The organism is Martinezella rhizogenes (assembly GCF_000799715.1).
GTDB lineage: Bacteria > Pseudomonadota > Alphaproteobacteria > Rhizobiales > Rhizobiaceae > Rhizobium > Rhizobium rhizogenes_C.
Genome location: NZ_JUHG01000004.1, coordinates 14,951 through 41,360, shown reverse-complemented (window position 1 = coordinate 41,360; position 26,410 = coordinate 14,951). Strand labels below are relative to the sequence as shown.

Sequence of the window (26,410 nt, the reverse complement as noted above, 5' to 3'; positions counted from 1 at the left end):
AGCGCGAAGTTGAAACAATGGAACGGGCGCCGGAACATGCAGTCCGGCGCCCGAACCTTTTGGGACCAAAGCAAATGGCAACACGACCAACTTTTTCCGCGCCTTCGCAGCGTATGCTTCGCGTCGGTGAACAAGTGCGCGCGGCGATCACGCAGGTCCTGCAGCGCGGTGAAGTGCGCGACGACCTGCTCGAGCGCACCGTGATCTCCATCTCCGAAGTGCGCATGTCGCCGGATCTGAAGGTCGCAACCGCGTTTGTGACGCCGCTTGGCGTTGCGGATCACGACATCATCATCGATACACTCAATCGTCACAGCAAATATATTCGCGGCCGCCTCGGGCAGCATCTTCGGCAGATGAAATTCATGCCGGAAATCCGCTTCAAAGACGATACCAGCTTCGACAACTACAAGAAGATCGATGCGCTGCTGCGTTCGCCGGAGGTCCAGCGCGATCTCAAGAACGACGACACCGATACCGACGAAAACCGATAACAGAGACAGCCAATGTCCAAACCACGCAAGCCCAAGGGCCGTCCGATTTCGGGCTGGCTGATCCTCGACAAGCCGGTTGATTTCGGCTCGACCGAGGCCGTTTCCAAGATCAAATGGCTGTTCAAGGCGCAGAAGGCGGGCCATGCCGGCACGCTCGATCCGCTTGCCTCCGGCATGCTGCCGATCGCGCTCGGCGACGCCACCAAGACCGTTCCCTACGTCATGGATGGCCGCAAGATATACGAGTTCACCGTCAGCTGGGGCGAGGAACGCGCCACGGATGACCTCGAAGGCGAAGTGACGCAAAGCTCGGACAAGCGTCCGGGCGAAGACGATATCCGCGCGCTGCTGCCAAACTACACCGGTGTCATCAACCAGATCCCGCCGCAGTTTTCAGCGATCAAGATCGCCGGCGAGCGTGCCTACGATCTCGCCCGCGAAGGCGAAACGGTCGAAATCCCGTCGCGCGAAGTCGAGATTTTTCGCCTGACGCTGCTTGCCTGCCCGGATGCCAACACGGCGCATTTTGAAGTGGAATGCGGCAAGGGCACCTATGTCCGGGCGCTTGCCCGCGATTTCGGCCGCGATCTCGGCTGCTACGGCCATATTTCCGGCCTGCGGCGCAGCTTCGTCGCTCCCTTCGCCGAGGAGGCCATGGTGCCGCTCGCCGATCTCGTCGCGCTTGAGGACATCGAGGACGCGGATGAGCGGCTCGCCGCCCTCGACGCGCTGCTGATCGATACGGCCGAGGCGCTGTCATCCCTGCCGCATCTCGTCATCAACGACGACCAGGCGCATCGCCTGAAGATGGGCAATCCCATTCTCGTGCGCGGCCGCGACGCGCCGGTTGCCGAAACCGAGGCCTATGCCACGGCGCGCGGCAAGCTGATCGCCATCGGCGAAATCGGCGAAGGCGAGTTCCGCCCGAAGCGGGTTTTTGGCTGAAACGCCCTCAAAGGGCTGCGGAAGAGGCGTTCCCGAACGCCTCTTCCCTTTGCACCCCAAATGGTCTATAGGCAGCGCCAGCATCGGGCCTGCTCGATTGCATTCGCGGCCAATGCTGGACGACATCCCGGCGTTTGGCGACTTATTTCCTCCTCATAGAAAGGACCATCCGATGTCGATTACTGCTGAGCGCAAAGCTGCGCTGATCAAGGAATACGCTACCGTCGAAGGCGATACCGGTTCTCCGGAAGTCCAGGTTGCTATCCTGACCGAGCGCATCAACAACCTCACGGGCCATTTCAAGGACCACAAGAAGGACAACCACTCCCGTCGTGGCCTTCTGACCATGGTCTCCAGCCGCCGTTCGCTTCTTGATTATCTCAAGAAGAAGAATGAAGGCCGCTATACCAAGCTGATCGCGAGCCTCGGCATCCGTCGCTAATGAATTTTCCGGCGGGCGTTCACCTGAACGTCCGCCGGATACTTTTGGGGCATATGTGCTCCGCCCGAACATGATCTCGAAGGATGCGAAGCAGCTTTCGAACGAGATCATGGTACAATTGAAGACCTGTTTTTGCGGTGCGCTCCATTTGCGCTAGATAAAACAGACCCGGCAGCCCGGATGGGCCGGTGCTGCCAACAACAACCGTTGACCTGTCATGGGGCAGGATTGCCGGATGCTTTCAGCCGAAGCCGCAGGTTTCGGCCGACCCTTGAAAGCCTCTCGTTGTCTTGCCCGTGATGCGTCACATTCGTGCGGTTGAAGATGCGCCTTGCCGACCCCGGCGACGGCGCCTTTTCCCGCATCACGCAAGGATAAGATATGTTCGATATCCATACCGTCGAAATCGAGTGGGCAGGCCGCCCGCTGAAGCTCGAAACCGGCAAGATCGCCCGTCAGGCTGACGGCGCCGTCATGGCGACCTACGGCGAGACCGTGGTTCTTGCCACCGTCGTTTCGGCCAAGTCGCCGAAGCCGGGCCAGGACTTCTTCCCGCTCACCGTCAACTACCAGGAAAAGACCTACGCAGCCGGCAAGATTCCCGGCGGCTACTTCAAGCGCGAAGGACGCCCGAGCGAAAAGGAAACTCTGGTTTCCCGCCTGATCGACCGCCCGATCCGCCCGCTCTTCCCGGAAGGCTACAAGAACGACACCCAGGTCGTCGTCACCGTCATCCAGCATGACCTTGAAAACGATCCGGACGTCCTGGCAATGGTTGCGACCTCGGCAGCCCTCACCCTGTCGGGCATTCCCTTCATGGGCCCGATCGGCGGCGCTCGCGTCGGCTACATCAACGGCGAATACGTGCTCAACCCGCATCTCGACGAGATGACCGAGTCGAGCCTCGACCTCGTCGTCGCCGGCACGCAGGAAGCCGTGCTGATGGTTGAATCCGAAGCCAAGGAACTGTCCGAAGAAGTCATGCTCGGCGCGGTCATGTTCGGTCATCGCGGTTTTCAGCCGGTCATCGACGCGATCATCAAGCTCGCCGAAGTTGCCGCCAAGGAGCCCCGCGATTTCCAGCCGGAAGATCATTCCGCTCTCGAAGCCGAGATGCTGTCGATCGCCGAAGGCGAGCTGCGCACCGCCTACAAGAACACGCAGAAGGCTGAACGCTACGCTGCCGTCGACGCCGTCAAGGCCAAGGTCAAGGCACACTTCTTCCCGGAAGGCGCTGAAGCCAAGTATTCCGCCGAAGTCATCGGCGCCGTCTTCAAGCACCTGCAGGCCAAGATCGTTCGCTGGAACATCCTCGACACCAAGAGCCGCATCGACGGCCGCGACCTGTCGACCGTTCGCGCGATCGTTTCGGAAGTCGGCGTCCTGCCGCGCACGCACGGCTCCTCGCTCTTTACCCGCGGTGAAACGCAGGCAATCGTCGTTGCCACCCTCGGCACCGGCGAAGACGAGCAGTATGTCGACAGCCTGACCGGCATGTACAAGGAACGCTTCCTGCTGCACTACAACTTCCCGCCCTACTCGGTCGGCGAAACTGGCCGCATGGGCTCCCCGGGCCGCCGCGAAATCGGCCATGGCAAGCTCGCATGGCGCGCTGTTCGCCCGATGCTGCCGACGGCGGAACAGTTCCCCTACACGCTCCGCGTCGTATCTGAAATCACCGAGTCCAACGGCTCGTCCTCGATGGCCACCGTCTGCGGCACCTCGCTGGCGCTGATGGATGCGGGCGTACCGCTCGCAAAGCCGGTTGCCGGTATCGCCATGGGCCTGATCAAGGAAGACGAACGCTTCGCCGTTCTCTCCGACATCCTGGGTGACGAAGATCATCTCGGCGACATGGACTTCAAGGTTGCCGGCACCGACGGCGGCATCACTGCCCTGCAGATGGACATCAAGATCGAAGGTATCACCGAAGAGATCATGAATGTCGCCCTGAACCAGGCCAAGGGCGGTCGTCTGCACATCCTCGGCGAAATGGCCAAGGCCATCTCCGAAAGCCGCGGCCAGCTCGGCGAATTCGCACCGCGCATCGAAGTCATGAACATCCCGGTCGACAAGATCCGTGAAGTCATCGGCTCCGGCGGCAAGGTCATCCGCGAAATCGTCGAAAAGACCGGCGCCAAGATCAACATCGAAGACGACGGCACCGTCAAGATCGCCTCGGCCTCCGGCAAGGAAATCGAAGCGGCCCGCAAGTGGATCCACTCGATCGTTGCTGAGCCGGAAGTCGGCCAGATCTACGAAGGCACGGTCGTCAAGACCGCCGACTTCGGCGCTTTCGTCAACTTCTTCGGCGCCCGCGACGGCCTTGTCCACATCTCGCAGCTCGCTTCCGAGCGTGTTGCCAAGACCCAGGACGTCGTCAAGGAAGGCGACAAGGTCTGGGTCAAGCTGCTCGGCTTCGACGAGCGTGGCAAGGTCCGCCTGTCCATGAAGGTTGTCGATCAGGCAACCGGCCAGGAACTCGCCGCCAAGAAGGACGACGCGGCCGAATAAGCTGCGCCTTCACTTAAGTTCCGGGGCGCGGGATTCGTTTCCGCGCCCTTTTTCTATCCGCTGACCGCACGAGATCACGCCCATGAGCCGCGACGCCTTGAAGACCCTGTTCCATCCTTTTGCCTCCGGCACTGTCGCCACGCCCGGCGAAGGCGAGCGCATCCTGTTTCTCGGCGCGGAAGCGGGCTTTTCCCTGCCGGCCGACTTTGCCGCCGAGCTTTCCGCCGTCCAGGGTTTCAGGCCCTTCTACCGCCAGCTACAGGCTCAGCGGGTCAACGTGACGCCGGAGATCGAGGGCGAGGATTATGACGGCGCGCTGGTGCTCTGCACCAAGCACAAGGGCGAGAACGAAGCCTCTATCGCCACGGCCCTTTCGCGCGTGAAGGTGGGCGGGCTGATCGTCGTTGCCGGCGCCAAGGAAGACGGCATCCAGCCGCTGCGCAAGCGCGTCGAAGGCTTCGGCCTCAGTGTCGAATACATGCCGAAATATCACGGCGTTGCCTTCTGGTTCGGCCGCCCGGCCGATATCGGCGCGCCGGCCGCGCAGCTGGTGAAGCCCGCCACGCGCGTCGACGGCCGCTTTACCGCGACGGCGGGCATGTTCTCGCATGACCGCATCGACGCCGGCTCCGAACTGCTTGCCTCACGCCTGCCGACCGATTTCTCCGGCGATGCCGCCGATTTCGGCGCCGGCTGGGGCTATCTCTCGGTGGAGCTGGCGACCAAGTCGCCTCGGATCGCGCGTATCGACCTCTACGAGGCCCACTACGACGCGCTAGAGGCTGCCCGGGCCAATCTCCTCGCAAACTGCCCGAAGGTCGCCCAGCGCTTCTTCTGGCACGATCTGGCCGGCGAGCCGGTCAAGGACAAGTACGACCTGGTGATCATGAACCCGCCCTTCCATGAAGGCCACGCCGCCGAGCCTTCGCTTGGCCAGGCGATGATCAAGACCGCATCCTCGGCGCTCCGCAACGGCGGCCGCCTGATGCTGGTCGCCAATCGCGGCCTGCCCTACGAGCCGGTGCTGGCGGAAAACTTCAAGGAAAGCGGCGAAACCTGCCGCAATGCGCGCTTCAAGGTGCTGTGGGCGAAGAAGTAAGCGGCGGATCGGACGTCAAATCCGGTGATAGACCCTATGCTCGACAAGATTTCGGAGCGTGGCTTCATCATTCGATTTGGTGCCGATCCTCGGCATGAGCCAGAGTCGGTTCACCACAATAACAGCTCGACCTTTGCTCGAAAGTGCATATGGGCGCTTCGCGATATTGGTGCGCCCGAAGCCGCTGAGAAACTGTAAGCGCTGTTGCGGGATCACCTTTCGAGCCTGAGCTCAAGCCAAAACGCCGGCATGGATCAAACGCGATCCAGGAACTCAAGCACTCGGATGGTGAGTAGCGCGGTTGCATCGGCGTCATATGACGAGAGCGAGCTGTCGGCGAAGTAGTGCTGATCGCCGGGGTACAGGAAAAGCTCCGCGTCCTCGACCCTCTCCACGATCTGGCGGGCGGCGTCGATGTCGCCCTCGCCGACGAAGATTGGGTCGTTGTCCATACCGTGAATCTGGACCGCGACGCCGTCCGGCCAAGGTCCGAAGGCCCACTCGCCCCTGATCGGCAGGCAAGAGTAGAAGAGCAAGGCTCCGCGGGCTCCAGGCCGGGTCTGTGCCAGCTTCTGCGCCGGCAGCACACCGAACGAGAACCCGGCGTAGACGATCTCGGGAGGTAGTTCGTCGGCGAAGCGGACGCCCCGCTCCCGCATGTCGTCGAATCCGATCTCACCGATATAGGCGAGACCCTCATCGATGCTCCGGAACGTGCGTCCGTCGAACAGGTCCGGTGTGTGCACGATGTGACCGGTGGCCCGCAAGTCGTCGGCGAAGGCGCGCACACCCGGGGTCAGCCCCTGTGCGTGGTGGAACAACAAGACCTCGGCCATGCGGAGCCTCCGGGTTGGATGGTCTGGCACAGGTTCGGCCACTTTACAGAGTCATTGCCTCGCCGGGAAGAGTGCGGACGCGTTACAGAAATAACGTCGGCAAACTGCCAGACCGCCCCATTGAATTGCCTTTGAACAAGCACGGAAGTCCACCAGTCTGAAAAGTGCCGCTGATGTCTTGCTGCATGGGACCGGGCTACCCCGAGCGAAAGCCCGCTACGTGCCCGCTCCATCCGCCCATTCGCGGCTCAGAACCGCATAGATATACTCATCACCCCAAACACCGTTGAAGCGGTCGTTCTCGATCAGATGCGCCTCCCGGCGCAGGCCCAGCCGTTCGACGACACCGACGGAGCCGGTGTTTTGCGCATCCAGCCGTGCGAAAATCCGGTGCAGGCCGAAAGTGCTGAAGCTCAGATCGATGACCGCTCGCACCGCCTCGGTCGCATAGCCTTTGCCGGCATAGGCCGGATTGAAGATATAGCCGACCTCGGCTTGCAGCGCGGCCTTGCTGGCGAGTTTCAGGCTGACATCACCCAGCAGGGCACCATCCTCCCGCCGAATGACCGCCCAGCGCAAGGAGCTGCCATCGTCCGAGAGACACGAATTCAGGCTGGCGTCGAAACGCTCCCGCATCACCTGTGCCGACGGCGGGTCGCGGTAGAGGAAACGATAGATGTCAGGCAGGGAACGATAGGCGCTATAGGCCTCGAAATCCTCGGGCATGAAGCCGCGAAGGATGAGACGTTCGGTGGATGCGAAGGGTACGGCGTTCGTGAACGTCATCGGGAAGCCCGGCGGGATCATCCAAGAAGATTACCCCTCGCGGCACCTGGCCGCGAGGGGTATCCAATTGCGATTTACTCGGTATCAGCGCTGGCCAATACCTCCAGCGTCGGCATCGAGGTGATGTTGTAGCCGGCATCGACGAAGTGGATTTCACCGGTGACGCCTGCCGACAGGTCGGACAGGAGATAGAGCGACGAGGAGCCGACCTGGTCGATGGTGACCGACCGGCGCAGCGGCGCGTTGCGCTGGTTCCACGACAGGATGGCGCGGGCGTCGGAAATGCCGGCGCCGGCGAGCGTGCGGATCGGGCCGGCGGAGATGGCGTTGACGCGGATGCCGCGCGGGCCGTAATCGGCGGCGAGATAGCGCACGGAGGCTTCCAGAGCCGCCTTGGCAACGCCCATGACGTTGTAGTTCGGGATGACCCGCGTCGAGCCGTTATAGGTCAGCGTCAGCATGCTGCCGCCTTCTGTCATCAGCTCGGCGGCGCGCTTGGCGATCTCGGTGAAGGAGAAGCAGGAAATCACCATCGTGCGGGTGAAATTGTCGCGCGTGGTGTTGGCGTAGAGGCCCTTCAGCTCGCTCTTGTCGGAAAAGCCAATGGCGTGGACGATGAAATCCAGCTTGCCCCAGCGCGCCTTGATCTCCTCGAACACGGCGTCGACGGAGGAGAGGTCCTCGACGTCGCAGGGCAAGAGGAAATCCGAACCGACTTCGGCCGCGAGCGGCTTGACGCGCTTGCCGAGCGCTTCGCCCTGGAAGGTGAACGCCAGTTCCGCGCCTTCGGCAGCCAGCGCCTTCGAAATGCCCCAGGCAATGGAATGATTGTTTGCAACGCCCATGATGAGGCCGCGCTTACCCTGCATGAAACCCGTCATTGCTTTATCCGTTGTAGCGCTGGAACACGAGCGTGGCATTGGTGCCGCCGAAACCGAAGGAATTGGAGAGGGCGATGTCGATCTTGGCATCGTCGATGCGCTTGCGCACGACCGGCACGCCTTCGAATTCCGGGTCGAGTTCAGTGATATGGGCGCTTTCGCCGATGAAGCGCTCCTGCATCATCAGGATCGAATAGATCGATTCCTGTACGCCGGCAGCACCCAGCGAATGGCCCGTCAGCGACTTGGTCGACTGGATCGGCGGGATCTTGTTGCCGAAAACCTCGCGGATAGCGCCGATTTCCTTGCTGTCGCCGACCGGCGTCGAAGTGCCGTGGGTGTTGATGTAGTCGATATCGCCCTTCACGGTGGCGAGCGCCTGGCGCATGCACCGCACCGCACCCTCGCCCGACGGAGCAACCATGTCGTAGCCGTCGGAGGTGGCGCCGTAGCCGACGATTTCGGCATAGATCTTGGCGCCCCGCGCCTTGGCGTGCTCCAGTTCCTCGAGCACCAGCACGCCGGCGCCGCCGGCGATGACGAAGCCGTCACGGCTGACGTCATAGGCGCGCGAGGCGGTTTCCGGGTGATCCTCGTTGAACTTGGAGGACATGGCGCCCATGGCGTCGAACAGGTTCGACATGGTCCAGTCGAGATCCTCGTGGCCGCCGGCGAACATCACGTCCTGCTTGCCCCACTGGATCATTTCGGCGGCGTTGCCGATGCAATGCGCCGAGGTCGAGCAGGCGGACGAGATAGAGTAATTGACGCCGTAGATCTTGAACCAGGTGGCGAGCGTCGCCGAGGCCGTCGACGACATCGCCTTCGGCACGGCAAAGGGGCCGACGCGCTTCGGGCTGTTGTTCTTGCGGGTAATGTCGGCGGCTTCGATCAGCGTGCGGGTCGAGGGGCCGCCCGAGCCCATGATGATGCCCGTGCGCTCGTTGTTGCTGATGTCGCTCTCTTCGAGGCCGCTATCGGCGATCGCCTGCTTCATGGCGACATGGTTCCAGGCACCGCCCTGCGACAGGAAGCGCATGGCGCGGCGATCCACCAGATCGGTCGTGTCGATCTTGGGCGAGCCCCAGACCTGGCACTTGAAACCATGCTCGGCGAAATCGTTCGAAAACGAGATACCTGACTTGGCTTCGCGCAACGACGCCGTAACTTCCCGCGCATCGTTCCCAATGGATGAAACGATACCCAGACCCGTGACAACAACCCGTCTCATGTCGATGACCTTTTCTAAAACGTCTGTCTTTGTGGAGGCGGCAGAGCCGCGGTTCAGGCGGCCTTGTCCTTTGACAGGCCGACGCGCAGGTCCGATGCCTGATAAATGACTTCGCCGTCGGCCTTCAAGTAACCGTCGGCGGTTCCGAGGACGAGGCGGCCGCGCATGACGCGCTTGAAGTCGATGCCGTATTCGAGGAGCTTCGTGTCCGGACGAACCATGCCCTTGAACTTCACTTCGCCGGTGGATAGCGCCATGCCACGGCCCGGCTCGCCGAGCCAGCCGAGGAAGAAGCCAGTCAACTGCCACATGCCATCAAGGCCGAGGCAGCCCGGCATGATCGGATTGCCAGCGAAATGGCAGGGAAAATACCAGTCGTCGGGACGCACGTCATATTCGGCGCGAATATAGCCCTTGTCGAAGGCACCACCTGTTTCGGAGATATCTGTAATGCGATGAACCATCAGCATCGGTGGCAAGGGAAGCTGCGCGTTGCCCGGACCGAACAATTCGCCGCGGCCGCAGGCCAGGATTTCCTCATAGTCGAAGCTGGATTGTCTCGTCGTCATAAAAATTCCGTTCCCCCGCATGGATGCCGTGGATGTGAAGCTTTAGTGCAAGATCGAGGGAAAATGAAGCGTAAGCATGACACGCTCATTTTGCCGCCCGATGGACGCACTTCGCTATATGTGGTCGTCGCATACAGGAACGCTAGAGCTGCTGCCAGTGGCAAATGCGGCAAGAGCCCTATTTTTACGGCGATTGACGACCTTCCCACCCCATCGAAACTATTGAAAGCAATCCGTGCAAAAGTTATATGGCTTAATCAAGAATTATAGAGATCAGGAATCCGGAGCTCTCTGAATGGCGGAAGAAGCCGAAATCGCGATCGAAACCAGGCTGCGCAGCGCCGGCCTGAGGCCGACCCGACAGCGCATCGCGCTGGGCGATCTTCTTTTTGCCAAGGGCGACCGCCATCTGACCGTCGAGGAGCTTCACGAGGAAGCCGTCACCGCCGGCGTTCCGGTCTCGCTCGCCACCGTCTACAACACGCTGCATCAATTCACGGAGGCTGGTCTCATCCGCGTGCTGGCCGTCGAAAGCGCCAGGACCTATTTCGACACCAACGTCTCCGACCATCACCACTTCTTCGTCGAAGGCCACAATGAAGTGCTGGATATTCCAATCAGCAATCTGACGATCGCCAACCTGCCGGAGCCGCCGGTGGGTATGGAAATCGCCCATGTCGACGTTGTCATCCGCCTGCGCCGCAAGCAGCGGTGAACCACGAGCCCAGCTCACATCACATCGTCGGGATGCCGGCCGGGCCTATGATGATAGGTCGGGAAGGTCCAGCCGAACCAGAGCGCGCCGCCGCGCACGGCAAAGGCGGCGGCAACGCCGAGCCCCGCCGAGGCATAGAGCGGCAGCATCGTCGCGTTGGCAGCGGTGAAGACGCCGGCGCCAACAAGGGCGGCGGTCACATAGATTTCCGGCCTCAGCAGTACCGATGGTTCGTTTGCGAGCAAATCCCGCAGAATGCCGCCAAAGGTCGCCGTCAGCGCGCCGGTGACGATGGCGACCGTGGGCGAGCCTGTCGCCGCCATGCCCTTGGCCGCCCCCATGACGCAATAGGCCGACAGGCCGATCGCATCCAGCCAGAGCAGCAGCCGATAGCGTGATTCGACCAGATGCGCGGTGAAGAAGAACACCGCGCCGACACCGGCGCAGATGATGATATAGGTCGGGTTCAATACCCAGAAGACCGGCACGCGGCCGAGGATGATATCGCGAAGCGTGCCGCCGCCGATGCCGGTGACCGCGGCAAAAAACAGGAAGCCAATCAGATCAAGCTGCTTGCGCGAGGCCGCCAGCGCGCCGGTCGCGGCAAAAAGCGCGACGCCGGCATAGTCGAGAAACGAAAGAAGCGACATCGGGAGCTCCAACAGAATGCCGGCGGCGATTTTGGCGGAGTGAATCACGGCCGCAAGGGCCGCGCAAGCAGGCAGGCGTAAAGATGTCGGAGCGGACGCGACAACCCCCGCGGTCGCGCCGTGCTTTGGAGAGGAAACCCCGTTGAAATCCCTGCTGATCGTGATCCTCAATCTCGTCGCGTTCGTCATCCTGCCCGTCACGGCGCAAGCGCAGCAATCGCTGCTGCAGGATCCGGTGGCCTATGAGAAGGATCACTTCACCAAACGCTGCGAGGGCCAGGCAAGCTTCGGCGACGGCTTTGCCACAGAGCGGGACTTCAACAACGATAAGCTGATGGACATCGTCGTCAACGAGGGCGAGATCACCTGCAAGGGCGAAAAAGGGCCTGACTGCACCGACGAGGGTTGCCCTTATAATTTCTACGTCCATGTCGTCGAGGGCGGCTATATCCTCGTCGCCACGGCGCGGATCTACGGCTATGATTTCATTCAGCGCTTCGGCAACATGGTGCTGGTCATGAAGATGCACCCACGCTTCTGCGACCGCACCGACAGCGCTCCCTGCGAGATCACTGTCCGCGTCCGCGGCGTCAAATTCGTCACTGTTTCGAAAAAGTAGCGCCTACGGCATAAGACCGCAACTACGCTCAAAACACGTAGTTACGGCTTGGACACCTGTTACGGTCCGGGATAAAACGCCGAGGTGCGGCCGACGGCATAGTAGCCGACGAGGCCGATCCATTCGCGCACGCCGGTCGACAACAGCTGCGCGTTCAGCGACGGCTGGGTGAAATCGAAGCCGAGCGTCTCCTTGCCGGTGCTGCGGTAATCCACGGGCCAGGGCACGACGTCGATACCTTGCTTGCGGAAGATGCCCACGGAGCGCGGCATATGGAAGCCGGAGGTGATCAGCAGGCAGCCGGACAGCCCGTTCTGCGCCAGCAGCTCTTTCGTGTTGACGGCGTTTTCGAAGGTGGTGCGCGAGGTCTTGTCCTCAACGAGGCGATCCTTGTCGATACCAAGCGCCGTGAAGAAGCGCTCGGAGATGACGGCATCGCCCTCGTAGTCGCCGCCGATCGAGCCGTCGCCGCCGGAGACAACGATCCGCGCCTGCGGATATTTCTGCGCCAGCCGCAAGGCCTCGATCAGACGGTCGCCGGCCGAATCAAGCTCATAGCCGCCGCGCACCGTCGTCACCTGGTTCTGCGTGGCACCGCCGAGAACGATCATGCATTTCAGATCCGCCGGGTCGGCCGCGACATGCGGAAAGCGCTCTTCCAGACCCTGGACGACATAGGCGCCGGCCGTCGTATAAAGCGCCACAAACAGGATCAGGATCGACAGCAGCGACGAGGCAAGCGCGATCCAGCGCCTGCGGACGAGGACGCCGATGAAGGCCAGCAGGCCGAAGAGAAAGGCCAGGGACAGCGGCTGACCGAAAATCCAGACAAGTTTGGAAAAAACGAACAAAATGTATCCTCGCGCTTGTCGAGCCGAAGCTCCAATGGGCGTTGGTGGAAAACGATTCGTCTTTTCCTAGCAGATTTTTGTGCACTGCAATGTGGCTATTTCGATCTCTTCACCATCGACGTCGTCACCATGAGGCGCTGATTGAAGCGGCGCTGTAGCGGTCGCGGGATGAAAAGGGTCGCGAACGCAAGGACAAGCGCGACCATCGACACCAGCCAGAGCGCATGCGAGCCAAAGGCGCCGGCCAAGAGAGCGCCTAGGACGGCGCCGATGATCATGCCGCTCCAGGGCACGATCTGCACCGTCCAGAGGAAATCGCGGTCGCCAAGGATAAAACGGCCAATCCCGCGCCCAAAGCGCGACAGCGCGCCGGTGACATAGGTGAGCCCGATCGGCAGACCCTCGATATGCTCGACCGTGGCATTGACCATGCCCATCGCCAGCACCACCAGATAGAACTGCACGAGGATTAGCGACGGTGCCTCGAAACCCGCCGCCAGCGCCAGGAGAATGCTGACGCAGGCGAGCACGACAAAGGCCCGCCGATCGGCGGCATGGGCAACGACGATCCCCAGCGCATTACCGCCGATAAAGGTGACGATCGCCGCAAACAGCACCGCCGCATGGCCAAAATCCCCCGTCCCAAGCGCAATCGCCGCCCGCGTCGTATTGCCGGTCATGAAGGACACGAAGTTCCCGGTCAGCATCAACCCGACCGCATCGGTCATCCCGGCGATAAAGGAAATCGAGGCGACAAGCAGAAACCCCGTCACCGTACGACGGGTCTTGATGAGGCGACGGCGACGCTGTCTGGTCATGGCCGAATCGGGGTGGGTTGGCGGGAGAGTGGAAGCTAGCATGAAGTGGGTGGGATGCGGAGGGGTTGATCGGGGCGCGCGTGCGGATTGGGGAGAAGACTATAGTCTCTTTTTTGCGAAGGCCCGCCCTGAACCGGATTTCAGATATTTCTCGAATGCGAAGGCCCGTGCCTCATCGGAAAAGGCGATGTAGGTTTTGAGAGACCATGGCGCATATTTTGAGGTATGCGGGACCTCCTTGGCACTATGCTTTGCCAATTGGGCTTTCAGGTCGCCAGTGACGCCGACATAGTGGCGATCGGGGAACTCAGTGCATGTGAGGATGTAGACATACTTCATGCGAAGGCATGATAGTGCGTCCGAGCAGGCACGCAACCATTGCGATACATTATTGCTACTGGCGGCAATAGCAATCTCGAGAGGATGGGAGAAAAATTCGCGTCGAGTGGAAAAAAGCCCGCTTACGTTGCTTCGCAACTTCAGCGCGGCAGCCTTCGCTGCCTTCTCGCCTTCAGCCCATCAAGCCCTCCGGGCTTGCCGAGTCGAAGCTCGCAGAGCGAAGGCTGGTGGAGCTAAGCGGGATCGAACCGCTGACCTCTTGCATGCCATGCAAGCGCTCTCCCAGCTGAGCTATAGCCCCATCAAGATGGTGCCGGTTAAACCGGCCCTGGGTCCCCTCGAAGCGTTTCGCCCGTCGGGGTGGCGGCTTATTACTTCTGGTTTTTACAGATAGCAAGCCGAAATTTTCGGCCCGGAAAACTTTTCTTGTTTTACCGGGCCGACTATCCGCAAATCAAACGTCGTCGTCGTCGCCGGTAACGCCGATGATGTCGCTCATATCGTCATCATCTTCGTCTTCGTCGGCTTCAAGGAAGGTGTCGTCGTCATCGTCGCCGATTTCGACATCGTCATCGCCGATATCGTCGGGGATCTCGTCGGCGGTGGCCGCCTCATCGGCGTCCTCCAGCGAGACCAGCTCGACTTCGGTGTTTTCGGTATCGACTTCAGCCACTTCCTCTTCTTCCGGAATCTCCTTGGCAGCGGAGGTTTCCTCGAAGTAGGACAGGGGCCAGGACTTGCCGGTATAGGGCGAGACGACCGGGTCCCGGTTCAGGTCATAGAATTTCTTGCCGTTGTCCGGATCGGTACGTTTTGTTCCAAGTTCCGCTTTCGCCACTGTCAAAGCCTCATGAATGGCCGAATCAATATTCGGCAAGCCGGGAAAGCCGGCCTTTTAAGGGAAATTATCAGCCGGTCCCCTTAATCGTTACCGCAGGCCCTGTCAAAGCCAAACTTTATATACGGCGAGAAGGGTTTTCCCCGCATACCGGGATGACCCGGCAACATCTCTGTGATATCGAGCCCGCGTGAACCGCAGGGCAGCTGGCGCAACCGGACCGAAGTCAGCGATAATGCGGCGTAAATAACGGCATTGCAAAGGAATTGCCCATGCCGCACGACACTCATTCGCGGCCCGTGACAGCGCGCCGCTCGACCAACCTTTCCGGCACCATCCGCGTTCCCGGCGACAAATCCATTTCGCACCGCGCCTTCATGTTCGGCGGCCTTGCCTCCGGCGAGACCCGCATCAGCGGCCTGCTCGAAGGCGAGGATGTGCTCAACACCGGCAGGGCCATGCAGGCCATGGGCGCCGGGATAGAGAAGATCGGCGATGAATGGATCATCAGGGGCGTCGGCAACGGCGCACTGCTGGCTCCGCAGGCTCCCCTCGACTTCGGCAATGCCGGCACCGGCAGCCGCCTGACCATGGGTCTCGTCGGCGTCTATCATTTCGAATCCACCTTCATCGGCGACGCCTCGCTCTCCAAGCGGCCGATGGGCCGCATCCTCGATCCGCTCCGGCAGATGGGCGTGCAGGTCAAATCCAGCGACGGCGACCGGCTGCCGGTGACGCTGCATGGACCGGAAACGGCCAATCCGATTACCTACCGCGTGCCGATGGCCTCGGCGCAGGTCAAATCCGCAGTCCTGCTCGCCGGCCTCAATGCGCCGGGGATCACCACCGTCATCGAACCGGTCATGACCCGCGACCATACGGAAAAGATGCTGGCCGGCTTCGGTGCCGAACTTTCGGTCGAGACCGACCGCGACGGCGTGCGCACCATCCGCCTTCAGGGCCAGGGCAGGCTTTCCGGCCAAACCATCGACGTTCCCGGCGATCCCTCCTCGACCGCCTTTCCGTTGGTTGCGGCGCTGATCGCTCCAGGCTCCGACATCACCATCCGCAATGTGCTGATGAACCCGACCCGCACCGGCCTGATCCTGACGCTGCAGGAGATGGGCGGTGATATCGAGGTTCTCGATAAGCGCCTTGCCGGTGGCGAGGACGTCGCGGATCTGCGCGTGCGGGCGTCGGCGCTCAAGGGCGTCACGGTGCCGGCCGAGCGGGCGCCGTCGATGATCGACGAATATCCGGTACTTGCCGTTGCCGCCGCGTTTGCGGAAGGCGTCACGGTCATGCTCGGCCTGGAAGAACTGCGGGTGAAGGAATCCGACCGGCTTTCGGCGGTTGCCGAGGGGCTGACGCTCAACGGCGTCGATTGCACGGAAGGCAAGGATTCGCTTACAGTGCGGGGCCGGCCGGATGGGAAAGGCCTCGGCAATGCCGGTAGTGAGGTCAAGACCCATCTCGACCACCGCATCGCCATGAGCTTCCTCGTGATGGGGCTCGCCTCGGAGCATCCGGTCAGGGTCGACGATAGCGCGATGATTGCCACCAGCTTTCCGGAGTTTTTTGATCTGATGGCGAAACTCGGCGCCGATATGGACGTGGAAGGAAGCATATCCTAGTGACGACACCGTTTACGATCGCCATCGACGGACCAGCCGCGGCAGGCAAGGGAACCTTGTCGCGCCGGATCGCCGACCAATATGGCTTCCACCATCTCGACACCGGTCTGATCTACCGGGCAACAGCCAAGGCCCTGCTCGATGCCGGCCTGCCGCTCGATGACGAGGCCATGGCGGAGACGATGGCGCGCAAGGTCGATCTTGCCGGGCTCGACCGTGCCGTCCTGTCGAAACACGAGATCGGCGAGGCAGCGTCGAAGGTCGCCGTCATGCCGGCGGTGCGTCGGACGCTGGTCGAGATGCAGCGCACCTTCTCACGCAAGGAGCCGGGCACGGTTCTCGACGGGCGCGACATCGGCACCGTCATCTGCCCGGATGCGCCGGTGAAAATCTATGTCTCGGCCTCGGCCGAAGTCCGCGCGAAGCGGCGTTACGACGAAATTACCGATGCCGGCGGTAGCGCCGACTATCAGGCTATTTTCGAAGACGTGAAACGGCGTGACGCGCGCGATATGGGCCGCACCGACAGCCCTCTACGGCCGGCGGAAGACGCACACTTGCTTGATACTTCAGAAATGAGTATAGAAGCGGCGTTTCAGGCGGCAAAGTCGATCATCGACGCCGTTCTGAGCCGAAATGCCTAACATGCGAGCGGCCTTTGCGTGCCTTGTGCACGGAGCCGCCGATTTTTAGAAGCCTGACATTCCGTCCAAGCGCCGGATAGCTTTCCCAAGGGGAAGCGGACTGGATGCAGGCCTGTTCAACACGAACCACCGGCGCATCAGTGTCCAAAATGCATAATAAGGACACGCCAGGAGATTTTATGTCTGTAGCTACCCCCTCTCGCGAAGATTTCGCAGCTCTTCTCGAAGAGTCCTTTGCCAAGAACGATCTGGCCGAAGGCTATGTCACCAAGGGCATCGTCACCGCCATCGAGAAGGACGTCGCCGTTGTCGACGTTGGCCTCAAGGTCGAAGGCCGCATTGCCCTGAAGGAATTCGGTGCGCGCGCCAAGGACGGCACGCTCAAGGTCGGCGATGAAGTCGAAGTCTACGTCGAGCGTATCGAAAACGCGCTGGGCGAAGCCGTTCTGTCGCGCGAAAAGGCTCGCCGCGAAGAAAGCTGGATCAAGCTCGAAGCCAAGTTCGAAGCTGGCGAACGCGTTGAAGGCGTCATCTTCAACCAGGTCAAGGGCGGCTTCACCGTCGATCTCGACGGCGCTATCGCCTTCCTGCCGCGCTCGCAGGTCGACATTCGTCCGATCCGCGACGTGACCCCGCTGATGCACAACCCGCAGCCCTTCGAAATCCTCAAGATGGACAAGCGCCGCGGCAACATCGTCGTGTCCCGCCGTACGGTTCTGGAAGAATCCCGTGCCGAGCAGCGTTCTGAAATCGTTCAGAACCTCGAAGAAGGCCAGGTTGTTGACGGCGTCGTCAAGAACATCACCGATTACGGTGCGTTCGTTGACCTCGGCGGCATCGACGGCCTGCTGCACGTCACCGACATGGCATGGCGCCGTGTGAACCATCCGTCGGAAATCTTGTCCATCGGCCAGCAGGTCAAGGTACAGATCATCCGCATCAACCAGGAAACCCACCGTATCTCGCTCGGCATGAAGCAGCTCGAGAGCGATCCGTGGGATGGCATCCAGGCCAAGTATCCGGAAGGCAAGAAGATTTCCGGTACCGTTACGAACATCACCGACTATGGTGCGTTCGTCGAGCTGGAGCCGGGCATCGAAGGCCTGATCCACATCTCGGAAATGTCCTGGACCAAGAAGAACGTACACCCCGGCAAGATCCTGTCCACGACGCAGGAAGTCGAAGTGGTCGTTCTCGAAGTCGATCCGACCAAGCGCCGTATCTCGCTTGGCCTGAAGCAGACGCTCGAAAATCCGTGGGCTGCATTCGCTCGCAACCATCCGGCCGGCACTGAAGTCGAAGGCGAAGTCAAGAACAAGACCGAATTCGGCCTGTTCATCGGCCTCGACGGCGACGTGGACGGCATGGTGCACCTCTCCGACCTCGACTGGAACCGTCCGGGCGAACAGGTCATCGAGGAGTTCAACAAGGGTGATGTCGTCAAGGCTGTCGTTCTCGACGTCGATGTCGACAAGGAACGCATCTCGCTCGGCATCAAGCAGCTCGGCAAGGATGCGGTTGGCGAAGCCGCTGCTTCTGGCGACCTGCGCAAAAACGTAGTCGTTTCCTGCGAAGTTATCGCAGTCAACGACGGTGGCATCGAAGTGAAGCTCGTCAACCACGACGACATCACCTCGTTCATCCGCCGCGCCGATCTGTCGCGTGACCGTGACGAACAGCGTCCGGAGCGTTTCTCGGTCGGTCAGGTTGTCGACGCCCGCGTCACCAACTTCTCCAAGAAGGACCGCAAGATCATGCTGTCCATCAAGGCTCTGGAAATCGCGGAAGAGAAGGAAGCAGTTGCTCAGTTCGGTTCGTCCGACTCCGGCGCTTCGCTCGGCGACATCCTGGGTGCGGCTCTGAAGAACCGCGGCACCGAATAATCCTCGGCAAGCCTGATAGAAATAGAAAACCCGCCGGAGCGATCCGGCGGGTTTTTGTTTGACCTTCGTACGGTCCGGCTATTCCCAACTCGTCATGCGTCGATAGAAATCGAAGGCGTGATCGGACAGGGGATCGACCGGTGATGGTGCCGGCAACGCCGCTATTTTCGGCGCAACAGATATGACCGAAGTGGAAACGACCTCAGCGTCGGTTTCCTCGGAGACTGGGGCGGCGGCGGCAGTGGGTTGATCCGTCGCCTCGGGCTCAGAATCATCATCGCTGTCATCGCGTGCCGTCTCGCCGCCTTGCCCCTGTTCGCGCTCTTCATCGACCAGTTCGACACGGTCGACCCGTTTCGGATCATCGTCAGCAGGGGTATCGGCCGGAAGATAGTGCGCGATCGCAAAGGGAATGCCGAGCAGCGGAGCGATTGTGGTTCCCGTCTGCGCCACGGCCGCCGCCATGTCCATGGTCGTCATCGGCGGCGCGTTGACCTGTGGTTTGCCAGGAAGCGCGGCGGGCGGCGCATTCTGCGCCTCTTCGGAGGAAACCGCGGTCTGACCCGCCAAGGCGGCGGTAAGATTCCTGACGCTCTCGTCACGGGCCGCCTGCGGTAATGGTTGCAGATCCTGCCGATTGGCGGCAAGCGCCTGCGCAATGAGGCGCCCAGCCAGCGGCGTATCGCTCCGGGTGAGCTGCGAAGGATCGGAGCCGGTAACATCAATCGGGGGGGCGATGACGACCTGCAGCCCTTGCTTGATATCGGCCTGTAGCTGCTGGATGTCGCGCGGTACCGGCGGCGGCGTGAGGGGAGATCGGATCAACGCGATTTCCGTTGGAAGCTTTGCTTCGCCTGGCGCCGACGGCTGGAGCGAGGTGGCGGGGAGTGCCTTGTCTCCGACGATGACGGCAATCTGCGGAGGGGTGTTCTCTTTAATAACGGGCACATTCGCGCCCTGCGGACTAGCAGGCTGATTTGGAGTGGTTTGCGGCATCACGACAGCCTCAAGCACAGGCATGGCCTCCGGAACCGGGACTGCTACGGGGCTGACAATTGTCTGGATGATAGCCACGGCTGTTTGTGGCGGAGTTTGAACCGTGGACGGTGAAGGAAGAGCTGTGACAGGCGCAGGAGACGGCGCCGCCATCTTCTCGGGCAAGGCTGTCGGCACAGCCGTTGTCGTATTGGCGAGAGACGGCGTTGACGTCCTCTCGGCTGATGGGGCAGCCATTGCCGTATTGGCAGCCGCCTCTGGGGTCCTTGACGTCGTCTGTGCCGGGACCGGCGCCTGTTGCTGCCCGACCACATCCGGTTCTCCGGCATTCTGGCCATAGGAATTGACCACCGCCCTGATGACCGCATCGGGCTCCTGCGTCAGGGATGTATCCAGGCTGATGGCGATCTGCACCGCTTGCGGGCTATCCGGATTGTCGAGGGCTGCAGCGAGCAGAGGCAGGGGAACCGGCGTTTTCACCTGTGCATTCAACTGCTGTTGCACAGCGGCGAGTTGCTGCGGCGGCAGGCTGCGGATTGCGTCGGCCAGCCGCTGCGCGAAGACCACGTTGCTCTCATCCGGTTCGCGCGGAACATTCAGCGCCACGCTCGCGGCATCGATCGCCGACAGCAGGCTTTCGAACATCCGCTCGCGCGCCGCCACCAGCAGCATGTTCAGCTTGCCCTCGACGCTGGCATTCACCGCACTGGACAGAACGGCGAGCGGTGTTGCCGCCGTCTGGACGCCAGACGTTTCGGCGGTCGCGACCACCGGCTTCTCAATGGGTGCACCCACAACGGAGACTGCGGCAACGGGAGACAACATGACATGCTCCTCTGTCTGGCAAGACGGCGATGGAAGCGGAGGGCAGGTTCAATCAAGGTCCGCTCATGTGGACCGTCGCTATTCGAACGCCGGGGCCGGCAAGGCACCGCAAGAAGGCGCCGATCGAATGCATGCAATCAGAGGCAGAATAGCAGTGTGTCTGTTAACAGATTGCTAAAGAAAAAGCCGGCGCAGCGGAGGCGGCACCGGCTTTTTCAGTCATTTTATCTTTTGCGCGGCTGATCAGCTATGCGCGAAAATATCGGTCTCTTCCCAGCCGAGGAGATCGAGCTTGGCGCGGGTCGGCAGGAAGGTGAAGCAGGCCTCCGCATGCTCCATGCGGCCATCGCGCACGAGGCGTGCCGTCAGCTTGTCACGCAGCGCATGCAGATAGAGCACGTCGGAAGCGGCATATTCGAGCTGCGCCGGCGACAGCTTCTCCGCCGCCCAGTCGGAGGATTGCTGCGCCTTGGAAATATCGACCTCGAGCAGTTCCTTGAGATTGTCCTTCAGGCCATGGCGGTCGGTATAGGTGCGGCAGAGGCGCGAGGCGACCTTGGTGCAGAAGACCGGCGTGGTGGTGACGCCGAAGGTGTGGAACAGAACGGCGATATCGAAGCGACCATAATGAAAGATCTTCTGGCGGGCGGGATCGGCAAGCATGGCGACGAGATTGGGCGCTTGGCTCTGGCCGGAGGCGATGCGGATCACATCGGCGGTGCCGTCGCCCGACGAAAGCTGCACGACACAGAGCCGGTCGCGGCGGGGAACAAGGCCCAGCGTTTCGGTGTCGACGGCAATGGCGCCGGTGTAGCGAGCGGCATCGGCGGCGGAAATATCGCCTTCGTGATAGCGGATGGTGGCGGCCATGAAACTCTCCCGGCTTACTGTCGTCTGAAACTTGTTATTGCCCTGTTTTATAGAACAGACAGGGACATAGCGATACCGCGCAGGGCCTAGAATGTCGGCGGCGTATTGATCCAGAGCAGTATGGTCTCGCCGTCGTGACGGTTGCGCCAGGAGTGATCGCGGCGGCTTTCGAAGTAGAGGGAATCGCCCGGCATCAGGTCGAAGAACTGGTCGCTGTCGAGCACCAGCTCCAGCCGGCCGGCGAGAACATGGATGAACTCCTCGCCATCGTGACGATAAGCGCCCTCACTGGTGGCGCCCGGTGCCAGGACGAAACGGTGGCAATCCATCATCGTGCGCCCCTCAGCGAGAAGCTGCACGGTGACGCCCGGCGTCGTCTCCGGCCAGGCACGCCATTCGCCCGACCGGATCAATGCTGGCACATCCTCGCGCTCCTCGCCCGACAGCCGCGAGACCGTCGTTCCGTAATAGTCAGCCAGATCGTGCAACGTCTTGAAGCTCACGCCCTGCGAGGTCCGCTCCAGCGTCGACAGGGTCGAGGATGTCACGCCCATGTCGGCGGCGACCTGATCCAGCGTCTTTCCGGCTGTATGGCGCAAGGCCCGCAGCTTACGGCCGATGCCGGAGGACGCCGCCTGCTCGCCATTGTCCGCGCCCGGCAGGGTCGCATCTTCCGTCTCCAGCGCTTCGCGGATAGCGGCGGGATTGAGCCCGCGCTCGGCGCGGAACCAGGAAATCCGTTTCAGCCGCGCAACGTCCTCGGCGCTATACTGACGGTGCCCGGTGTCGGAGCGGCTGGGAACGACCAGACCCTGGCTTTCCCATAGCCTCAGCGTCGAGGCCGACACGCCCGCCAGACGCGCCGCCTCCGCCACCTTGTAGCGCACGGGCTCGATGCTGTTCATTTGCCAATGATTCCTGATCTTAGTCTTTTGATTTGCTTAGCATGGATGGCCGGCTTGCGTGAGCCTCGACCGGTTTCTTGTCACCCCCACAAAATGCCGCTTGATATCTTGCAGGAAAAATGTAGGAATTTTTCTAAAGAACTTGCAGAAGTTCTGCAAGATAATTCGAACTTTCTTTATCTCTGGAGAACAGCGCGATGACCCTGACAGACCGGAAGAATGCCGCCATTTCCCGCGGCGTCGGCATGACCACGCAGATCTATGCCGACCGGGCTGAAAACTCGGAGATCTGGGACAAGGAAGGGCGTCGCTATATCGACTTCGCCTCCGGCATCGCCGTGGTCAACACCGGCCATCGCCATCCCCGCGTCATCGCCGCCGTCAAGGAACAGCTCGACCGTTTCACCCACACCTGCCATCAGGTCGTGCCCTATGAAAGCTACGTGCATCTTGCCGAGCGTCTCAATGCGCTGACGCCGGGCGATTTCGCCAAGAAGACCATCTTCGTCACCACTGGCGCCGAGGCGGTCGAGAATGCCATCAAGATCGCCCGCGCCGCAACCGGCCGCTCGGCCGTCATCGCCTTTGGCGGCGGCTTCCATGGCCGGACCTTCATGGGCATGGCGCTGACCGGCAAGGTCGTGCCCTACAAGGTCGGCTTCGGCTCGATGCCGGGTGATGTCTTCCATGCGCCCTTCCCCGTGCCGCTGCACGGCGTCACCGTCGAACAGTCGCTGGCCGCGCTGAAGAAACTGTTTGCCGCCGATGTCGATCCACAGCGCGTCGCCGCCATCATCATCGAGCCGGTGCAGGGCGAAGGCGGTTTTTACTCGGCACCAGCCTCCTTCATGAAGGCGCTGCGGGAACTTTGCGACCAGCACGGCATTCTGCTCATTGCCGATGAAGTTCAGACGGGCTTTGCCCGCACCGGCAAGATGTTCGCCATGGACCATCACGAGGTCGCGCCCGACCTCATGACGATGGCAAAGAGCCTCGCCGGCGGCTTCCCGCTTGCCGCCGTCACCGGCCGGGCCGAGATCATGGATGCGCCGGGACCGGGTGGCCTCGGCGGCACCTATGGCGGAAATCCGATCGGTATCGCCGCCGCCCATGCCGTGCTCGACGTCATCGTCGATGAAGACCTGTGCAACCGCGCCAACCAGCTCGGCTCGCGGCTGAAGCAACGGCTGGAATCGCTGCGCGACAAGGTGCCAGAAATCGTCGACATTCGCGGTCCCGGCTTCATGAACGCCGTCGAGTTCAACGATGCGACGACGAAGCTGCCAAGCGCGGACTTCGCCAACAGGGTGCGCCTGATCGCCCTGGACAAGGGCCTGATCCTGCTCACCTGTGGTGTCCACGGCAATGTCATCCGCTTCCTCTCGCCGATCACCATCCAGGACGGCGTGTTCAGCGAGGCGCTCGACATTCTGGAAGCCTCGATGCTGGAAGCAAGCGCCGGCAAATAACGGCGCTCGCGCCAATCCTATTCCCACAACGCCCGGCGCGATGGCCGGGCAATATCCTCTCCGGAGTGCATATCATGACCTTCACGACCGCAATGACCAAGCATGTTCCCTTCTCCTCGCCCTTCCTGCGCGACGCCGGCTATATCAATGGCGTCTGGACGGCGGGCGGTGCGACGAAGACCTTCGATGTCATCAACCCGGCAACCGGCGAAGTGCTGGCGAGCCTGCCCGATATGGGTGCTGCCGAGACCACGGCAGCGATCGATGCTGCCTATGCCGCGCAAGCCGCCTGGGCCGCACGCCCGGCCAAGGAACGCAGCGCCATCCTGCGCAAGTGGTTCGACCTGATGGTCGCCAATGCCGATGAGCTGGGCGCCATCCTGACGGCCGAAATGGGCAAGCCGCTCCCCGAGGCCAAGGGCGAGATCCTTTATGCCGCTTCCTATGTCGAATGGTACGCGGAAGAGGCCAAGCGCATCTATGGCGAAACCATTCCCGCCCCATCCAACGACAAGCGAATGCTGGTCATCCGGCAGCCGGTCGGTGTCGTCGGCACGATTACCCCCTGGAACTTCCCGGCGGCAATGATTGCCCGCAAGGTTGCGCCGGCGCTCGCCGTCGGCTGCACGGTCGTCTCCAAGCCCGCCGAGCAGACGCCGCTGTCGGCGATCGCGCTGGCGGTGCTGGCCGAGCAGGCAGGAATTCCGGCCGGCGTTTTCAACGTCATCGTCGGTGTCGATGGCCCGGCGATCGGCCGTGAGCTCTGCGGCAATGCCAAGGTGCGCAAGATCAGCTTCACCGGCTCGACAGAAGTCGGCCGCATCCTCATGCGCCAGTGCTCCGATCAGATCAAGAAAGTCAGCCTGGAGCTTGGCGGCAATGCCCCGTTCATCGTCTTTGACGATGCCGATCTCGACGCCGCCGTCGAAGGCGCGATCGCCTCCAAGTATCGCAATGCCGGCCAGACCTGCGTCTGCGCCAACCGCATCTATGTGCAGTCCAATGTCTATGATGCCTTCGCAGCCAAACTCGCCGCCAAGGTGGCCGAGCTTGCGGTCGGAGATGGCTTCACGCCTGGCGTTGCCATCGGCCCGCTAATCGACGAGCAGGGCATTGCCAAGGTCGAGGATCATGTCCGCGATGCCGTATCAAAGGGCGCGAAGGTGCTGACCGGCGGCAAGCGCATCGACGGCCCCGGCACCTTCTTCACGCCGACCATTCTCACCGGCATCGACCGGACCATGAAGGTCGCCCGCGAGGAGACCTTCGGGCCGGTGGCGCCGCTCTTCCGTTTCGAGACGGTGGACGACGTCATCGCGCAGGCCAACGATACGGAATTCGGCCTCGCCGCCTATTTCTTCGCCGGCGATCTGAAGAAGGTCTGGCGGATTGCCGAGGCGCTGGAATACGGCATGGTCGGCATCAATACCGGCCTGATGTCGGCAGAAACCGCGCCCTTTGGCGGAATCAAGCAATCCGGCCTTGGCCGCGAAGGCTCGCGCCATGGCGCCGACGACTATCTCGAAATGAAATACCTCTGCATCGGAAACCTGTGATGTAGCCGGCTAATTATGTTGTCGTAATGAGGACGCGGCCCTGCCACAGCCGGGCCGCCGTCAGCTTTCCGGAATAGAAGGCGCCGGTATCGATGTTGAGCCGCAGCCCATTCGCGTCGGCTTCCTTCACCGGCGTGTGGCCGTGAATGATCAGCTTCGGCAGCGGCTGCGCGCTGTCATGGAAGCGCGAGCGGATGTAGACGAGATCGTCATCCGCCTGCTCCGCGATCGGCCGGTCCGGATCGATGCCGGCATGGACGAACAGCACCTCCGGCGTGTCGAGCAGGATCGGCAGGCTGCGGAGGAAATTGATATGGTCGTCGGGCAGCCAAGTCCGGATGAAGGTGTCGAGCTTTTTTTGCTGGGGATATTGTTGCCGCAAAGTCTGGATATCCGCACCATAGGACTTCAGCGTCGCGTCGCCGCCGAGCGCCACCCAGTCGTCCAGGGATACGTCTCCGTCGATATACTCCAGCATCGCCATTTCATGATTGCCGGTGAGGCAGATCCGGTCGAAACCGTTCGGCGGCGGCGCCATCAGCCGGCTGATGACCCGCGCCGAGGCCGGACCGCGATCGATATAGTCGCCAAGCATGATAATCAGCTTGCGGCCGGGTAGCGTGGCGGCATCGGTGAAAATCTTGCGCTCCAGCGCGCTCAGGAGATCGTAACGTCCATGTACGTCGCCGATCACATAGGTGGGCATATCGAGGAGATCGAGCCGCTCACGACGCCGCTGCTGGCCGAAGCCACGCGTCACTTTTTCGCGTATCGTATTTGCCACCATGAAACTCTCTCATCGAAACATCAGCATTCCGAGCGCTCTAACCCACATCAGCAAGAATGATCGAAAAACGACGATTCTTTGCCGAGTCATGGACATAAACGCTTCCGTCAGCCCTCTACGTCGCCGCAAGCCGTCAAGAAAACGTTACCTTGCGGCAAAGCGTCCTGAATGGGCTTATTTCGCACGTCAAAAGTTGACATGAGGTATCCACAAT

26 protein-coding genes and 1 tRNA gene are annotated in these 26,410 nt (G+C 61.5%); 12 read left to right on the top strand and 15 right to left on the bottom strand.

The features are described 5' to 3' along the window. Window positions 1-74: 74 nt before the first annotated feature. The 5 genes from rbfA to EX00_RS03035 all read left to right on the top strand — a co-directional run bounded on the left by rbfA (window position 75) and on the right by EX00_RS03035 (window position 5,494). Window positions 75-494: a 30S ribosome-binding factor RbfA gene (gene rbfA, locus EX00_RS03055; protein ID WP_047454119.1), complete on the top strand. Its 420-nt coding sequence runs from the start codon at window positions 75-77 to the stop codon at window positions 492-494. A gap of 12 nt (window positions 495-506) precedes the next feature. Further along, entirely contained in the window at window positions 507-1,439 is a 933-nt protein-coding gene (gene truB / locus EX00_RS03050; protein ID WP_047454021.1) for a tRNA pseudouridine(55) synthase TruB, read from the top strand. Between the two features lie 172 nt (window positions 1,440-1,611). Then, window positions 1,612-1,881: a 30S ribosomal protein S15 gene (gene rpsO, locus EX00_RS03045; RefSeq protein WP_047454019.1), complete on the top strand. Its 270-nt coding sequence runs from the start codon at window positions 1,612-1,614 to the stop codon at window positions 1,879-1,881. A gap of 381 nt (window positions 1,882-2,262) precedes the next feature. Beyond that, on the top strand, window positions 2,263-4,395 hold the full coding sequence (gene pnp, locus EX00_RS03040) for a polyribonucleotide nucleotidyltransferase (RefSeq protein WP_047454018.1): 2,133 nt from the start codon (window positions 2,263-2,265) through the stop codon (window positions 4,393-4,395). A gap of 82 nt (window positions 4,396-4,477) precedes the next feature. Next, on the top strand, window positions 4,478-5,494 hold the full coding sequence (locus tag EX00_RS03035) for a class I SAM-dependent methyltransferase (RefSeq protein WP_047454016.1): 1,017 nt from the start codon (window positions 4,478-4,480) through the stop codon (window positions 5,492-5,494). 254 nt (window positions 5,495-5,748) lie between these two features. Here the strand turns inward: EX00_RS03035 and EX00_RS03030 are convergent, their stop codons facing one another. The 5 genes from EX00_RS03030 to fabA all read right to left on the bottom strand — a co-directional run bounded on the left by EX00_RS03030 (window position 5,749) and on the right by fabA (window position 9,797). Beyond that, the gene (locus EX00_RS03030) at window positions 5,749-6,330 is read right to left on the bottom strand and encodes a dienelactone hydrolase family protein (RefSeq protein WP_047454014.1); all 582 of its coding nucleotides are present in this window, start codon (window positions 6,328-6,330) and stop codon (window positions 5,749-5,751) included. Between the two features lie 216 nt (window positions 6,331-6,546). Further along, entirely contained in the window at window positions 6,547-7,137 is a 591-nt protein-coding gene (locus tag EX00_RS03025; RefSeq protein ID WP_047454012.1) for a GNAT family N-acetyltransferase, read from the bottom strand. Window positions 7,138-7,190: 53 nt separating this feature from the next. Then, a complete protein-coding gene (fabI, locus tag EX00_RS03020) occupies window positions 7,191-7,997 on the bottom strand; it encodes an enoyl-ACP reductase FabI (RefSeq protein WP_047454009.1) in 807 nt (268 codons plus the stop codon). A 4-nt stretch (window positions 7,998-8,001) separates the two neighbouring features. Then, complete coding sequence (fabB, locus tag EX00_RS03015) at window positions 8,002-9,228, bottom strand: beta-ketoacyl-ACP synthase I (protein WP_047454007.1); 1,227 nt, start codon at window positions 9,226-9,228, stop codon at window positions 8,002-8,004. A 53-nt stretch (window positions 9,229-9,281) separates the two neighbouring features. Beyond that, window positions 9,282-9,797, bottom strand: a complete 516-nt coding sequence (gene fabA, locus EX00_RS03010) for a 3-hydroxyacyl-[acyl-carrier-protein] dehydratase FabA (protein WP_047454005.1) — start codon at window positions 9,795-9,797, stop codon at window positions 9,282-9,284. A gap of 295 nt (window positions 9,798-10,092) precedes the next feature. Here fabA and irrA point away from each other — a divergent pair, with 295 nt between their 5' ends. Beyond that, entirely contained in the window at window positions 10,093-10,512 is a 420-nt protein-coding gene (gene irrA / locus EX00_RS03005; protein ID WP_047454003.1) for an iron response transcriptional regulator IrrA, read from the top strand. Window positions 10,513-10,526: 14 nt separating this feature from the next. On the opposite strand, the gene EX00_RS03000 is transcribed toward irrA, so the two are convergent. Beyond that, complete coding sequence (locus EX00_RS03000; protein WP_047454001.1) at window positions 10,527-11,162, bottom strand: trimeric intracellular cation channel family protein; 636 nt, start codon at window positions 11,160-11,162, stop codon at window positions 10,527-10,529. A 142-nt stretch (window positions 11,163-11,304) separates the two neighbouring features. Between EX00_RS03000 and EX00_RS02995 the strand changes: the two genes are divergently transcribed. Next, a complete protein-coding gene (locus EX00_RS02995; protein ID WP_047453999.1) occupies window positions 11,305-11,781 on the top strand; it encodes a hypothetical protein in 477 nt (158 codons plus the stop codon). Window positions 11,782-11,840: 59 nt separating this feature from the next. Here EX00_RS02995 and EX00_RS02990 read toward each other — a convergent pair whose 3' ends face one another. The 5 genes from EX00_RS02990 to EX00_RS02975 form a co-directional block, all read right to left on the bottom strand. After that, window positions 11,841-12,632, bottom strand: a complete 792-nt coding sequence (locus EX00_RS02990; protein ID WP_047453997.1) for a YdcF family protein — start codon at window positions 12,630-12,632, stop codon at window positions 11,841-11,843. A gap of 95 nt (window positions 12,633-12,727) precedes the next feature. Beyond that, window positions 12,728-13,450, bottom strand: coding sequence for a YoaK family protein (locus EX00_RS02985; RefSeq protein WP_047453995.1), 723 nt, complete (start codon window positions 13,448-13,450; stop codon window positions 12,728-12,730). 99 nt (window positions 13,451-13,549) lie between these two features. Then, on the bottom strand, window positions 13,550-13,789 hold the full coding sequence (locus tag EX00_RS30920; RefSeq protein WP_080761195.1) for a GIY-YIG nuclease family protein: 240 nt from the start codon (window positions 13,787-13,789) through the stop codon (window positions 13,550-13,552). Between the two features lie 225 nt (window positions 13,790-14,014). After that, window positions 14,015-14,090, bottom strand: a tRNA-Ala gene (locus EX00_RS02980). 153 nt (window positions 14,091-14,243) lie between these two features. After that, a complete protein-coding gene (locus tag EX00_RS02975) occupies window positions 14,244-14,627 on the bottom strand; it encodes a TIGR02300 family protein (protein ID WP_047454115.1) in 384 nt (127 codons plus the stop codon). Window positions 14,628-14,899: 272 nt separating this feature from the next. Between EX00_RS02975 and aroA the strand changes: the two genes are divergently transcribed. From aroA to rpsA, 3 genes are all read left to right on the top strand, one after another. Continuing rightward, window positions 14,900-16,261 carry a 3-phosphoshikimate 1-carboxyvinyltransferase gene (aroA, locus tag EX00_RS02970; protein WP_047453994.1) on the top strand — a complete coding sequence of 454 codons (1,362 nt, stop codon included), beginning with the start codon at window positions 14,900-14,902 and terminating at the stop codon, window positions 16,259-16,261. After that, a complete protein-coding gene (gene cmk, locus EX00_RS02965; protein WP_047453992.1) occupies window positions 16,261-16,905 on the top strand; it encodes a (d)CMP kinase in 645 nt (214 codons plus the stop codon). Before aroA ends, cmk begins: the two co-directional genes overlap by 1 nt. 179 nt (window positions 16,906-17,084) lie before the next feature. Next, window positions 17,085-18,788, top strand: coding sequence for a 30S ribosomal protein S1 (gene rpsA, locus EX00_RS02960; protein WP_047453991.1), 1,704 nt, complete (start codon window positions 17,085-17,087; stop codon window positions 18,786-18,788). A 78-nt stretch (window positions 18,789-18,866) separates the two neighbouring features. Here rpsA and EX00_RS02955 read toward each other — a convergent pair whose 3' ends face one another. The 3 genes from EX00_RS02955 to EX00_RS02945 all read right to left on the bottom strand — a co-directional run bounded on the left by EX00_RS02955 (window position 18,867) and on the right by EX00_RS02945 (window position 22,384). Next, window positions 18,867-20,609: a hypothetical protein gene (locus EX00_RS02955; protein ID WP_047453988.1), complete on the bottom strand. Its 1,743-nt coding sequence runs from the start codon at window positions 20,607-20,609 to the stop codon at window positions 18,867-18,869. Window positions 20,610-20,852: 243 nt separating this feature from the next. Then, window positions 20,853-21,479 (bottom strand): ribonuclease D, encoded by a 627-nt coding sequence (locus EX00_RS02950; RefSeq protein ID WP_047453986.1) that lies wholly within the window; start codon window positions 21,477-21,479, stop codon window positions 20,853-20,855. 86 nt (window positions 21,480-21,565) lie between these two features. Next, the gene (locus tag EX00_RS02945; RefSeq protein WP_047453984.1) at window positions 21,566-22,384 is read right to left on the bottom strand and encodes a MerR family transcriptional regulator; all 819 of its coding nucleotides are present in this window, start codon (window positions 22,382-22,384) and stop codon (window positions 21,566-21,568) included. Between the two features lie 197 nt (window positions 22,385-22,581). Between EX00_RS02945 and EX00_RS02940 the strand changes: the two genes are divergently transcribed. Together EX00_RS02940 and EX00_RS02935 are read left to right on the top strand one after the other, a co-directional pair. After that, window positions 22,582-23,853, top strand: coding sequence for a 4-aminobutyrate--2-oxoglutarate transaminase (locus EX00_RS02940; protein WP_047453982.1), 1,272 nt, complete (start codon window positions 22,582-22,584; stop codon window positions 23,851-23,853). Window positions 23,854-23,927: 74 nt separating this feature from the next. After that, window positions 23,928-25,409, top strand: coding sequence for an NAD-dependent succinate-semialdehyde dehydrogenase (locus EX00_RS02935; RefSeq protein WP_047453981.1), 1,482 nt, complete (start codon window positions 23,928-23,930; stop codon window positions 25,407-25,409). A gap of 13 nt (window positions 25,410-25,422) precedes the next feature. On the opposite strand, the gene EX00_RS02930 is transcribed toward EX00_RS02935, so the two are convergent. After that, on the bottom strand, window positions 25,423-26,196 hold the full coding sequence (locus EX00_RS02930; RefSeq protein WP_047453979.1) for a metallophosphoesterase family protein: 774 nt from the start codon (window positions 26,194-26,196) through the stop codon (window positions 25,423-25,425). Window positions 26,197-26,410 lie beyond the last annotated feature (214 nt).